Origin of the sequence: Chelativorans intermedius, from assembly GCF_025398255.1 — a bacterium.
Classification (GTDB): domain Bacteria; phylum Pseudomonadota; class Alphaproteobacteria; order Rhizobiales; family Rhizobiaceae; genus Chelativorans; species Chelativorans intermedius.
In genome coordinates this window covers 395,871-408,824 of record NZ_JAODNW010000001.1, presented here as the reverse complement: position 1 = coordinate 408,824, position 12,954 = coordinate 395,871, and the positions used below count along the sequence as shown (strand labels likewise).

10 protein-coding genes and 1 tRNA gene are annotated in these 12,954 nt (G+C 65.9%); 6 read left to right on the top strand and 5 right to left on the bottom strand.

What is annotated here, in order from left to right; translation table 11 throughout:
- Positions 1–28: 28 nt before the first annotated feature.
- The 3 genes from NYR58_RS02030 to NYR58_RS02020 all read right to left on the bottom strand — a co-directional run bounded on the left by NYR58_RS02030 (position 29) and on the right by NYR58_RS02020 (position 3,058).
- Positions 29–1,339 (bottom strand): homoserine dehydrogenase, encoded by a 1,311-nt coding sequence (locus tag NYR58_RS02030; protein ID WP_261518739.1) that lies wholly within the window; start codon positions 1,337–1,339, stop codon positions 29–31.
- A gap of 45 nt (positions 1,340–1,384) precedes the next feature.
- Positions 1,385–2,602, bottom strand: a complete 1,218-nt coding sequence (locus NYR58_RS02025; protein WP_261518738.1) for an LL-diaminopimelate aminotransferase — start codon at positions 2,600–2,602, stop codon at positions 1,385–1,387.
- Between the two features lie 81 nt (positions 2,603–2,683).
- Positions 2,684–3,058, bottom strand: a complete 375-nt coding sequence (locus NYR58_RS02020; RefSeq protein ID WP_261518736.1) for a hypothetical protein — start codon at positions 3,056–3,058, stop codon at positions 2,684–2,686.
- 75 nt (positions 3,059–3,133) lie between these two features.
- Here NYR58_RS02020 and NYR58_RS02015 point away from each other — a divergent pair, with 75 nt between their 5' ends.
- The 4 genes from NYR58_RS02015 (at position 3,134) to sfsA (ending at position 7,513) form a co-directional block, all read left to right on the top strand.
- Complete coding sequence (locus NYR58_RS02015) at positions 3,134–4,963, top strand: PHA/PHB synthase family protein (protein WP_261518735.1); 1,830 nt, start codon at positions 3,134–3,136, stop codon at positions 4,961–4,963.
- A gap of 194 nt (positions 4,964–5,157) precedes the next feature.
- On the top strand, positions 5,158–6,450 hold the full coding sequence (locus tag NYR58_RS02010) for a D-Ala-D-Ala carboxypeptidase family metallohydrolase (protein ID WP_261518734.1): 1,293 nt from the start codon (positions 5,158–5,160) through the stop codon (positions 6,448–6,450).
- Positions 6,451–6,604: 154 nt separating this feature from the next.
- Positions 6,605–6,680 (top strand) — tRNA-Glu (locus tag NYR58_RS02005).
- 116 nt (positions 6,681–6,796) lie between these two features.
- A complete protein-coding gene (gene sfsA, locus NYR58_RS02000) occupies positions 6,797–7,513 on the top strand; it encodes a DNA/RNA nuclease SfsA (protein ID WP_261518733.1) in 717 nt (238 codons plus the stop codon).
- A 12-nt stretch (positions 7,514–7,525) separates the two neighbouring features.
- On the opposite strand, the gene NYR58_RS01995 is transcribed toward sfsA, so the two are convergent.
- Positions 7,526–8,407 carry a lipid kinase gene (locus NYR58_RS01995; protein WP_261518732.1) on the bottom strand — a complete coding sequence of 294 codons (882 nt, stop codon included), beginning with the start codon at positions 8,405–8,407 and terminating at the stop codon, positions 7,526–7,528.
- Positions 8,408–8,608: 201 nt separating this feature from the next.
- On the opposite strand from NYR58_RS01995, the gene map reads away from it, so the two are divergent.
- A complete protein-coding gene (map, locus tag NYR58_RS01990; RefSeq protein ID WP_261518731.1) occupies positions 8,609–9,436 on the top strand; it encodes a type I methionyl aminopeptidase in 828 nt (275 codons plus the stop codon).
- Positions 9,437–9,470: 34 nt separating this feature from the next.
- Entirely contained in the window at positions 9,471–10,211 is a 741-nt protein-coding gene (gene radC, locus NYR58_RS01985; RefSeq protein WP_261518730.1) for a RadC family protein, read from the top strand.
- Positions 10,212–10,277: 66 nt separating this feature from the next.
- Here radC and NYR58_RS01980 read toward each other — a convergent pair whose 3' ends face one another.
- Positions 10,278–12,947, bottom strand: coding sequence for a nitrate reductase (locus NYR58_RS01980; protein WP_261518726.1), 2,670 nt, complete (start codon positions 12,945–12,947; stop codon positions 10,278–10,280).
- Between the last annotated feature and the right edge of the window lie 7 nt (positions 12,948–12,954).

Genomic DNA, 12,954 nt, shown 5'->3' with positions numbered 1-12,954 from the left:
CCATCCTGAAAACAGACGGGGAAGGCCCTCACGCGGCCCGCTCTATGCGGATGACCTGCGGCTTGGTGGTCAGATGGCCGTCCTGCGTGATCTCGGTCACGGCCTTGCGCACGGCGGCTTCCGTGGTCTCATGCGTGACCAGCACAACGGTCTTGTGCGCCTCCTCTGTGGCGTCGCCGTGCTGGACGATGGATTCGAGCGATATATCGTTTTCGGCCATGCGCCCGGCTATCGCCGCGAAGACGCCCGTGCGATCATACACCGTGAGGCGGATGAAGTAGCCGCCTGCATGGGCGCGCATGCGTGCGCGCTGGTAGGGGGTGAGCGCGCGCGCCGGCCAGCCGAAGACCGGCCCGTGCTGGAAGCCGGGACGGCTCTTCGCGATGTCGGCAATATCGCCAATCACGGCGGAGGCCGTGGCATCGCCGCCGGCGCCGGGGCCGGAAAGAAGAAGTTCGCCCAGCATGTCGGTCTCGATGGCGACGGCGTTGGTGACGCCGTGCACCTGGGCGATGACGGAGCTGACCGGAACCATGGTGGGATGCACGCGCTGCTCGATGCCGCTTTCGGTCTTCTGCGCCACGCCGAGCAGCTTGATGCGGTAGCCCAGTTCGCTCGCGGCTCGGATGTCGGCCTGGGTGATGTTGGAGATGCCCTCCATGTAGATGTCCCTGGCCGAGATGCGGCACCCGAAGGCAAGGCTGGTAAGAATGGAAAGCTTGTGCGCGGTGTCATGCCCTTCGATGTCGAAGGTCGGATCGGCCTCGGCGTAGCCAAGCCGCTGCGCCTCCGCAAGACAGGTCTCGAAGTCGATTCCCTCGGCCTCCATGCGCGTGAGGATGTAATTGGCCGTGCCGTTCAGGATCCCGAAGACGCGGTTGACCCGGTTTCCGGCCAGCGCCTCGCGCATGGTCTTGATGACCGGTATGCCGCCGGCCACCGCCGCCTCGTAATTGAGCAAAACGCCCTTCTCCTCGGCGATTGTGGCCAGTTCGACACCGTGGCGGGAAAGCAGCGCCTTGTTGGCCGTAACCACGTGGCGGCCGGCCTCCAGTGCCGCACGCACCGCCGCCAGTGCCGGGCCGTCCTCGCCGCCGATCAGCTCCACGAACACCTCGATGCCTGGCGCGCGCGCCAGGGCCACCGGATCGTCGAACCATTGCGCCTGGCTCAGGTCGACGCCGCGGTCCTTGCCGCGATCGCGCGCCGACACGGCCACCGGCACGATGCCGCGGCCGCATTGCCGCGTAAGCTCGGCTTGCTTGGCGGCGAGCATGCGGACGACGCTGGCACCCACGGTGCCAAGACCGGCAATTCCAATGCGCAAGGCTTCGGCCATATCGGGCGTGTTCCTTCGGTTTTCTGTTCGAGATGCTGCGGGAGGTCAGCGCCGCGCGGCAAGCAGGATGACGTTGTCGAGCGTCTTCTCAGCCGTGGCGAGGAAGCGCTTGATGGAACGCGCCGCCTGGCGGATGCGATGCTCGTTTTCCACCAGCGCGATGCGCACATAGTCATCGCCGTGCTCGCCGAAGCCGACACCGGGGGCCACAGCGACCTCGGCCTTTTCCACGAGCAGCTTGGAAAACTCGAGCGAACCGAGCTGGCGGAACGGCTCCGGTATGGGCGCCCACGCGAACATGGTGGCCGGCGGCGGCGGCACCTGCCAGCCGGCGCGGCCGAAAGACTCTACCAGCACGTCGCGGCGGCGGTGATACACCGAGCGCACCTCCTCGATCTCGGCGCCGTCGGAGTTGAGCGCGGCGGCGGCGGCAACCTGGATGGGCGTAAAGGCACCATAGTCGAGATAGGATTTCACGCGCGCCAGCGCCGCGATCAGCCGCTCGTTGCCGACGGCAAATCCCATGCGCCAGCCCGGCATGGAGAATGTCTTGGACATGGAGGTGAATTCGACCGTCACGTCCATCGCACCCGGCACCTGAAGCACGGAAGGCGGCGGATTGCCGTCGAAATAGATCTCCGCATAGGCAAGATCGGACAGGATGATGATGTCGTTCTTGCGGGCAAAGGCCACGATATCCTTGTAGAAATCGAGCGAAGCCACGCACGCCGTCGGATTGGAGGGATAGTTCAGGATCAGTGCCAGCGGCTTGGGGATGGAGTGGCGCACCGCCCGCTCCAGCGCCGGAATGAAGCCGTCGTCCGGCTCGGCCTGGATGGAGCGGATGACGCCGCCCGACATGATGAAGCCGAAGGCATGAATGGGATAGGTCGGATTGGGGCACAGCACCACATCGCCCGGCGCCGTGATGGCCTGCGCCATGTTGGCAAACCCTTCCTTGGAGCCGAGAGTGGCCACCACCTGCGTCTCCGGGTCGAGCTTCACGCCGAAGCGGCGCGCATAATAGGCCGCCTGCGCACGACGCAGGCCAGGAATGCCGCGCGAGGTGGAATAGCGGTGCGTGCGCGGGTCGCGCACCACGTCGCACAGCTTGTCCACGATGGCCTTCGGAGTGGGAAGATCCGGGTTGCCCATGCCAAGGTCTATGATGTCGGCGCCGCGCGAGCGGGCGCTGGCCTTCAGCCGGTTGACCTGCTCAAACACGTAGGGCGGCAGCCTGCGGACCTTGTGAAACTCTTCCATGGCCTCGTTTCCGGTAAAAAGTTGCTTCCCGCGCCTATACACCCGTTCTCGGGACCGGTCGATAGCCCGCGTCGGGGCGATCTATTCCGTGGCCTCGATTTCCCTGAGCGCCTGCTCGGCGTGCGAGCGGGCAAGGGCGTGCAGCCGTTCGGCCTCGCTCTCGGCGGCGGATACACCCGCCTGCGCCTGCTGCTTCCTGCGCAAGGCGTCGAGTTCCTCGACGGTGCGCTGCCGCTCGTCCTCCGCAATCTGGGGTGCGGCCGCCTCCATGGGCACATTGAGGTTGGGGTAGCCATCGGGCTGCAGGGGACGATCCGGCGCGGCGGCAAGCGTCGTGGGCGCGGCATCTTCCAGCGCGAGCGTCGAACAGGATGCCGCCGCCAGCGCAAGAGGCATCACGATGAGTCCCGTGCCCAGGAATGAGAAGGAAATTCGCTCTCGATATGCGATTTTCATATTGTTTTTCCGCTAAGCGGCTACCCTAGATGTTATTATGGCAATTTGGCGTCCACGGGAAATCAGGCACGAAGAATGATGCAGTCCGGCGACCAGAACAAGCGTCAACCCGAGGAGACCGGGCTCGAGCGCTACATGGTGCGCGATCCCGAGCGCTTCGCGCTCAATCTTGCCCGCGCGATCGAGGAGGCCGGCAGGGCGGCGGCGGCCTGGTCGCGTCCGCGCGAGCAGGGCGAAAGGCGCGACACCATGACCGAGCCGCTTGCCGACATGGTCAAGACCTTCTCCAGGCTCACCGAGTACTGGGTGTCGGATCCGGCCCGCGCGCTGGAGGCGCAGACGCGCCTGTTCTCCGGCTATATGGGCATCTGGGCAAACTCCATCCGCCGCATTCGCGGCGAGGACAGCGAAGACAGCGCCATAAAGCCCGAGCCGGGAGACAGACGCTTCCAGGATCCGGACTGGGCGAAGAACGCCTTCTTCGACTTCCTGAAGCAGGCCTATCTTGTGACCGCGCGCTGGGCGGCGGAACTGGTGGAGAATGCCGAGGGACTGGACGATCAGTCGCGCCAGAAGGCCCGCTTCTATGTGCAGCAGGTGAGCGAGGCCCTCGCGCCCACCAACTTCATCATGACCAATCCCGAGCTCCTGCGCGAGACCTTCGAGTCGGATGGCGAGAACCTTGTGCGCGGCATGCGAATGCTGGCCGAGGACATCGCCGCCGGAAAGGGCGAACTCAAGCTGCGCCAGTCGGACTACACGAAGTTCGAGCTGGGGCGAAACCTGGCGGTAACGCCCGGCAAGGTGGTGGCGCGCAACGATCTGGTCGAGATCATCCAGTACATGCCGGCCACGGAGAAGGTTCTCAAAAGACCTCTCCTGATCGTGCCGCCATGGATCAACAAGTTCTATGTGCTCGATCTCAATCCACAGCGCTCCTTCATCCGCTGGGCCGTGGAGCAGGGACACACCGTGTTCGTCATCTCCTGGGTCAATCCCGACGCCCGGCATGGCGACAAGGGTTGGGACGAATATTTCCACGAAGGAATCCGCTTCGCGCTCGATACGATCGGCAAGCGGACCGGCGAGAAGCAGGTCAACGCGCTCGGCTATTGCGTGGGCGGCACGCTTCTGGCGGCCGGCCTTGCCCTGATGGCGCAGGAGAACGACGCGCGGATTGCCTCCGCCACGCTCCTCGCCACCCAGGTGGATTTCACCCACGCGGGCGACCTCAAGGTGTTCGCGGACCGCGAGCAGGTGGATGCCCTCGACCGGGCGATGAAGGAAAAAGGCTATCTGGAAGGCAGCCACATGGCGACCGCCTTCAACATGCTGCGCGCGCGCGATCTCATCTGGCCCTATGTCGTCAACAACTACCTGCGCGGGCGCGACCCCCTGCCCTTCGACCTGCTGTACTGGAACGCCGACTCCACACGCATGGCGGCCGCCAACCATTCCTACTACCTGCGCAACTGCTATCTGGAGAACAATCTGGCGGAGGGTCGGGCAAAACTGTGCGGGCGCCGCCTCTCGCTTTCCGACATCAAGGTGCCGATCTACATGCTGGCGACCATCGACGACCACATCGCGCCGGCAAAGTCGGTCTTTCTCGGCGCCAAGCTGTTCGGCGGGCCGGTGGAGTTCGTGCTCGCCGGCTCCGGCCACATTGCCGGCGTCATCAATCCCCCGAGTCTCGGCAAATATGGTCACTGGACGGGTGGCGGCGCTCGCGAAACGCTTGAGGAGTGGATCGCAGCCGCCAAGGCCGCCGATGGCTCCTGGTGGCCGCACTGGCACGGATGGATCGAGGGCCTCGATCCGACACGCGTGCCGGCGCGCAAGCTCGACCGGCGGCGAAAGATGCTGGGCGATGCCCCGGGCAGCTACGTGAAGGTTCGGGCCTGAGCACATTCCCCAGCGCCGTTTCGCCGCAGCAACACGGACTGGCGGAGACAGCCGCCATGACGATTTTCCACAAGATGTTGCAAGAGGAGCACAATTTCGTTACCACTCCTTCATTGTCGTCCGGGTGCGTCGGGGGGAACGAGCGACGCGTGCGGGGGTAGTTCCGCAGAACCGCCTGCCGAGAAGGAAAGCTGTTGATTGCCAGGGGACCGGCCGCGGTCGGGAAAAGTGCTCATTGCGATTCGGCGAGGTGGCGCACCGTAGGCGCGGTGATTGCCTGCGCGGTGCTGGCTTCCTGCGCGGCGTCCTCCGATCCGGCAGTGGAACTGGGCCTTGCGCCTGCATCCCAGGAATTGAGTGGCGAAGACGCGGGTGGCGCCGGCCTGCATGAGGTGGCACTGGTCGGGGCAGGAGAGATCCACCCCTCGCCCCGTCCCGACGAAACTACCGCCGAAGCGTCACAGGCCAAAGAAGCGGCCACCGACACCGCGGGACTGTCCGAACTGCCATCGGAAGGAGAGGAGCAGGAGGCGGCGCGTCCACCTGCGCCAGAGAAGGCAGCCGACTCACCCCGGCCACCCGACAAACGCGGTTTCCTGGCCAGTCTGTTCACGTCTGCCAGCACGCCTTCGGCGGATGCCCGCCCGGAGGATGCGGACGAGACGGTTGCCACCTCCAAGGTGACGTCGCCTGAGGAGGAGACGCAGAGGGCGGATCCGCCGGCCGCAGCCGAAAAGGAAGACGGGGACGGCGCGCCGAAACAGGTGGCCGAAGCTGCGCCCGAGGATGGGGAACAGGAAGACCGGCCGGCAAAGCGTGGATTCCTTGCCGCCTTCTTCTCGCCTGCCGAAGCTGCACCACGCGAGCACGATCCCTTCGACAGCGCGGTGGCCGAGGCGGCGGTTGCCGAGCCGCAGGAGCCGGACACGGCCGAGAAGCCAAAGGTTACGCTCGCCGCCGGCGGTGATGCCAGGCTCGTTCGCGCCTCCTTCAGCGGTGAGGCACTGCCCGGTGTGCGCGAGAACGAGGCGCTCTTCGACATCGTGCGAAAGTCGGAAATCGGCGACATCAGCGACCTTTACGAGCAGGAAGCCACCTATGAGGTCGCTTCCGCGGCCGGCCTCGCCCGGCTCGCCCCGCATGGCCTTCTCAAGCAGCGTGAAAGCGTGGATGTCTCCTGCTTCAAGCCGGCATTGGTGCGCATGCTCAAGAATATCGAGCGCCACTACGGAAAGCGCGTGGTGGTCACCTCCGGCTATCGCAGCCCGGAATACAACAGGCGGGTGCGCGGCGCGCGCAACTCCATGCACATGTACTGCGCGGCAGCCGACATTCAGGTTCCCGGCGTCAGCAAGTGGGAGCTGGCCCGCTATGTCCGCGCGCTGCCGGGACGCGGCGGCGTTGGCACCTATTGCCACACCAAGTCGGTGCATGTGGACATCGGGCCGGAACGCGACTGGAACTGGCGCTGCCGCCGCAAGCGCTGACCCCTTCACCCGGAACCGGAAGCCGCCTGCGGACAACGCCATGCGCAGAGTTGGAGAGCGCAAGCGCCCGGAAATCGCGAAAAAGTCCCCTCCGGTCCGACGACACGGCTTGCGGGCGGGCGCGAAGCTCTCTATAAGGCGCCTCGTCTTGCCCGCGCCCATCGTCTAGCGGTCTAGGACGCCGCCCTTTCACGGCGGAAACACGGGTTCGAGTCCCGTTGGGCGTGCCAGCGATCTTTCACGACAGTGTCCACGCAGGCGGCGGGCGCGTCTTGCGGATCGTTGCATTCTGTTTCACCAAGGCCCGGCCGCGCGTTCAGGCGGCTTTCTGCCGAGGGTCTGGCCCATGGAATTCTCCTCCCCGCTTATCGAGGCGCGCCTGGTGCGGCGCTACAAGCGCTTTCTCGCCGATGTCACGCTTGCCGACGGTACGGGTCTCACCGTGGCCGTTCCCAACACCGGCTCCATGTTGGGCCTGACGACGCCCGGCGCCCGGGTGCTGCTTTCCAGATCGGACAACCCGAAGCGCAAATACGCCCATTCGCTGGAGATCGTGGAGGCCGATGGAACGCTGGTCGGCATCAACACGGGCCTGCCCAACAGGCTGGCGGCAGAGGCGATGCGAGCTGGGCTCATCGGCGATCTGGGCTCGTATCCGGTGGTGAGGCCCGAGCAGCGCTATGGCGAACGCTCGCGCATCGACTTTCTTCTCGAACATCCCGACCGGCCCCCCGCCTATGTGGAGGTTAAGAACGTCCACTATATGCGCCAGAAGGGCGTGGCGGAATTTCCCGACACGGTGACGGCGCGCGGCGCCCGCCATCTCGACGAGCTGGCCGCCATGCGGGCTGCCGGCGCCCGCGCCGTGATGGTCTATGTGGTGCAACGCGGCGACTGCCATCGTTTCCGACTGTGTGCCGATCTCGATCCCGCCTATGCCGCCACCTTCGCGCGGGCCCGCCAGGCCGGACTGGAAGCCTTTGCGATTGCCTGCGATGTCAGTCCACGCGCCATCGTGCCCGATCGCCTGATCGAAATGGAGGATGTGGCAGCGCCCGCTTGAAGCCAGCCGTTCCTATGGCGTGAAGACGGAAATGGCTCTGGGGTGCACCTTGAAGTGCGCCGGCGTGGAGGTGACGATCTCGCCATCCGCATTGACCGGCATCGGCGCCTTCGTCTCGATGTCGAACTCCACGCAGCGCGCGGTCCGTACCTCCTTCCAGGCGCCATGCCTGCCCGAGCGGAAGGATCGGATCATCAGCGCCAGCTTCCAAAGATTGGACATTTCGAGGCTGTAGAGGTCGAGATGGCCGTCGTCGATTTCGGCGGTCTCCTCCACCACATTGCCACCGCCGTAGTGCCGGCCGTTTCCAACGGCAATCTGATAGGTCTCCACCTCGGTCACCTGCCCCTTCTCGGCGATCCGGGCACGGAACCGAGAGGCACCGGCCAGCACCTTGATCGCCGCCAGCGCGTAGCCCAGGCGCCCGAAGCGCCTCTTCAAGGCCGGGTCCAGTCCCTGGGCGAGCTTGGTGCTCAGTCCGATGCTCGCCACGTTGAAGAAGGCATGTCCGTTGACCGTGCCCATGTCGATGCGGCGCGTGCGCCCTTTGACGATCACCTCTGCCGCCTCCTGCAGATCCATGGGTATGGCAAGTGTGCGGGCCAGATCGTTGGCGGTGCCCATGGGGATGATGCCCATGGGCAACCCGCTTTCCATCACCGCCATGGCCGCGGAAGACACCGAGCCATCACCGCCGCACACGACGACGAGATCGGCCGTGTTGCGCAGACGCACGATGTCCCGGGCAATCTCCGGCAAAGCCTCGAAAGGCTCGACCGTGACGGCAAGTCCGCCGGCCTCCAGCCGCTCGACAACCGGCTTGATCGACTCCCCGCCGCGTCTGGCCTTGGGATTGAAGAGCACAAGGGCGCGCCGGGTGGTGTTCTTGCTCATGAAAAACTCTGGGAATGGGGTTCAGGCCGGATATAGATAAGGCGGGCGCCGCGCAATTTCGACCGGCAGAAGAGCCCCTCGCCCGCTCAATCAGCCCTCTCAATCTGCAAGTCGCGGCCTGCCGGGGTTGAAGCTTTCGTGATACGGTGCCAAATCTGTGGCTCTGGGTCACATCAGACCGAACGATCAAGACGGAAGCCGATGGTCACCTATCTCGACGCGGAAACGGCGCCCCTGCGCAACACCGGCCAGATTCGCCTTTATGGGGAGGAGGGCTTCGAAGGCATGCGCCGGGCCTGCCGGCTCACCGCGCGTTGCCTCGACGAGCTTGCCGACTTCGTCAAGCCGGGTGTGACGACGAACGCGATCGACCGTTTCGTCTTCGAGTTCGGCATGGATCATGGCGCGATTCCGGCCACGCTGAACTATCGCGGCTACACGAAATCCACCTGCACCTCCATCAATCACGTGGTCTGCCATGGCATCCCGGATGACAAGCCGCTGAAGGAAGGCGACATCGTCAACATCGACGTCACCTATGTGCTCGACGGCTGGCATGGCGATTCCAGCCGCATGTATCCCGTGGGGCGCATCAAGCGTGCCGCAGAGCGGCTTCTGGAAGTCACCCATGAGTGCCTCATGCGCGGCGTGGCGGCGGTGAAGCCCGGCGCGCGCACCGGCGCCATCGGCGCGGCCATCCAGGCCTATGCGGAAAGCCAGCGCTGCTCCGTGGTGCGGGACTTCTGCGGCCACGGCCTCGGACGGCTCTTCCACGACGCGCCCAACATCCTCCACTACGGCAACCCCAATGACGGAGTGGAGATGCGCCCCGGCATGATCTTTACCATCGAACCGATGATCAATCTTGGCCGTCCGCACGTGAAGGTGTTGTCCGACGGCTGGACCGCGGTCACCCGCGACCGCTCGCTCTCCGCCCAGTACGAGCATTCGATCGGCGTCACCGAGGATGGATGCGAGGTGTTCACCCTCTCCCCGGCAGGGCTGGACCGGCCCGGACTGGCCTCCTAGATTACATCCGAGGCGTCTGGTGGCGGGGCGGTTGATGAGCGACGACGAGCGGGGATTTTTCGACGGCGGCCCCTTTGGCGCGCCGCGCAAGGCGCCGAAGGTGAAGAAGCATTATGAGGGCCATCGCGAGCGCCTGCGTCAGCGCTTTGACGAGGCCGGGCCGGACGCGTTGGCCGACTACGAGCTTCTGGAGATGGTGCTGTTCCGCTCGGTGCCGCGCGCCGACACCAAGGCGCCGGCCAAGGCTCTTCTGGAACGGTTCGGCTCCATCGGCGAGGTTTTGGGCGCGCCGCAAAGCCGGCTGAAGGAGGTGCCCGGTATCGGCGACGCGGCGGCCCGCGATCTCAAGCTGATTGCCGCCCTCACCCAGCGGATGCTGCGCGCCGAAGTGCGGGGGCGGCATGTGCTGTCCTCCTGGTCGCAGGTGCTCGACTACTGTCGCGCCGCCATGGCCTATCAGGACCGCGAGGAATTTCGCATCCTCTTCCTGGACAAGAAGAACGGCCTCATCCGCGACGAGCGCCAGCAGACGGGCACGGTGGACCACACCCCGGTCTACCCGCGCGAGGTGGTGCGCCGGGCGCTGGAGCTTTCCGCCAGCGCCATCATTCTGGTGCACAACCATCCTTCCGGCGACCCCACCCCCTCTCGTGCCGACATCGAGATGACCAAGACCATCATCGCCACCGCCGCACCGCTCGGGATCACCGTCCACGATCACATCATCATCGGCAAGAACGGCCATGCCAGCATGAAGGGGTTGATGCTGATCTAGCGGCGCGATCCCAACGGATGGTACCCATCTGTTTCGGTCAGACCACAGGCCCCACGGGCGGCACGCCTACTCTGCAGCCGCAGCCGGACGCGCCGCCTCCACAATCTGCCGGATCTCGGCACGGCACGAGCCACAATTCGTGCCTGCCTGCAACGCCTCGCCGATGGCCGCCACGCTGTTGCAGCCGGCGCGCGCCGCAGCCGCAATCTGGTTGGCGCCGACACCGAAGCAGGAACAGACGGTTGCACCCGGGTCGGGCCGGTCCGCGCCGGCCCGCCCGGCAACCACCCTGAAGCGCGACCGCGCCTCGGCGTGCGCGCGAGCAAGCTGCTCGACGACGAACCCGCGCGACACCGCAACCGGCGTGCGCGAAAGATAGAGCGCACCCAAAAGCCGCGTGCCGGCGAAGGCAGCCACCCGGTGGGTTCCCCGCCGCTCATCGTGAAAGGCGATGAACTCCAGATTCGGGGGGTGCGATGCCATCATATTCCGCAACAAGGCCTCGGGCGCATCATGCGGCGCACCATGGGCCAGCTCCAGCCGCCAGCCCCCCACACAGCGCGCCAGCGCCCAATAGTCGAAGTCTTCGGCCCGTGGCCGCTCTGCCGCCACGGCAAAGCCATACCAGGCTGCGGCAAAGCGGGAGAACCGCACCGCCACATTCTTCAACGCCGGCTGGCCCGAGACGGGATCGGTAAGAGCCGGCACCAGCGCGTCCACCCGGCCGCGCGCGCAAAACTGGTCCGTCCAGTGCATGGGTACGAAGATCGAGCCCTGCTGCTGGCGGGGCGAGACGAGCGCGCGCACCAGAACGGCGCCATGGGGACTTTCCACGTGCACGATCTCCGCCTCACCGACGCCCAGGCGTTGCGCATCCGCCGGATGCAGCTCGCCATACGGCTCGGCCAGATGCGCGGAAAGCCGCGCGCTCTTTCCCGTGCGCGTCATCGTGTGCCAGTGGTCGCGCACCCGTCCGGTGTTGAGAACCATGGGATAGCGGGTGTCGCAAACCTGCCGGCGCCGGGGTGAAACGGCGACGAAGCGGGCGCGCCGGTCGGGCGTATAGAAACCGCCGGCGGCGAAGAGGCGGGATACCTCTTCCCCCTCGCGCGCCGGCCACTGAAACGGGCGCATCATCGCGTAGTCCGCAGCTTCGATCCCGGCATGAAGACCGATGTCGAAGTCGCGCGTGCCCTCGTTCTCACAGGCCGAAAGCGCCGCGTGTTCGCGGAAGATGTCGGCCGGGCCAGCATAGGAGAAGGCATCCGCAAAGCCCATGCGCTGCGCCACCTGCGCGATCTGCCACCAGTCGGGCCGCGCCTCGCCGGGCGGTTGGAGAAAGGCGCGCTGTCGGGAGATGCGTCTTTCGGAGTTCGTCACCGTGCCGTCCTTCTCCCCCCAGCCTGCGGAAGGCAGCGTCACATGGGCGTGGCGCAGGGTGTCCGTGGCGCTCGCAATGTCGGAGACGACCACGAACGGGCAATCGCGCAGGGCGGCCGCCACCGCGTCTGCATCGGGCAGCGAATCGACCGGGTTGGTGGCCATGATCCACAGCGCCCTGATGCGCCCGTCGGCCACGGCCTTGAACATCTCCACCGCCTTCAGCCCCGGCCTGTCCGCCATGCGCGGGGAACGCCAGAAGCGCTGCACCAGCGCCCGGTGCGCGGCGTTCTCCAGATCCATGTGCGCGGCCAGCATGTTGGCAAGTCCGCCCACCTCGCGCCCGCCCATGGCGTTCGGCTGTCCGGTGACGGAGAACGGCCCCATGCCCGGGCGGCCGATGCGGCCGGTGGCCAGATGGCAGTTGATGATGGCGTTGACCTTGTCGGTGCCGAGCGCCGACTGGTTCACCCCCTGGCTGTAGACCGTGACGGTGCGCTCGCGTGCGGCGAAAAGGCGATAGAACGCTTCCACCTGCTGCGCTGGAAGTCCCGTCTCCTGCGCCACGCGCGCGATGTCCAGGCCGCGCGCGGCATCCAGCGCCTGCTTGAATCCATTTGTGTGCTGTTCGATGTAACCGTTTGCAATCGCATCGGAATTGGCAAGGTAGAGCAGAAGCCCGGCGAACAGGACTCCATCCCCGTCCGGCGCGATGGCCAGATGCAGGTCCGCGAGATCGGCCGTCATCGTGCGGCGTGGGTCGATGAGCACGACCTTCATCTCGGGCCGTTTCTCCTTCGCCGCCGCCAGCCGCTGGTATAGAACCGGATGGCACCAGGCAAGGTTGGAGCCGACGAGCACGACGAGATCCGCCAGCTCCAGATCCTCATAGATGCCCGGCACGGTGTCCGAACCGAAGGCGCGGCGGTGTCCGGCCACGGAGGAGGCCATGCAAAGCCTGGAATTGGTGTCGATATTGGCCGAGCCGATGAAACCCTTCATCAGCTTGTTGGCGACATAGTAATCCTCGGTCAGCAGCTGGCCGGAGACATAGAAGGCGACCGAATCCGGCCCGTGCTCGGCAATCGCCGCCGAAAACCTGTCGGCCACGAGGTCGAGCGCCTCGTCCCAGGCAGCCCGGCGCCCGCCGATCTGCGGGTAGAGCAGCCGCTCATCCGTGCCCAGTGTCTCCGCCAGCGCCGAGCCTTTCGAGCACAGCCTGCCGAAATTTGCCGGGTGCTCGGGATCGCCCTCGATCGAGACGGAGCCATTCGGGCGCGGCGTCGCGATGATGCCGCAGCCCACGCCGCAATAGGGACAGGTGGTCTTCGTCGCCGTGCCGGCCTCATGCCTCATGGCGCAG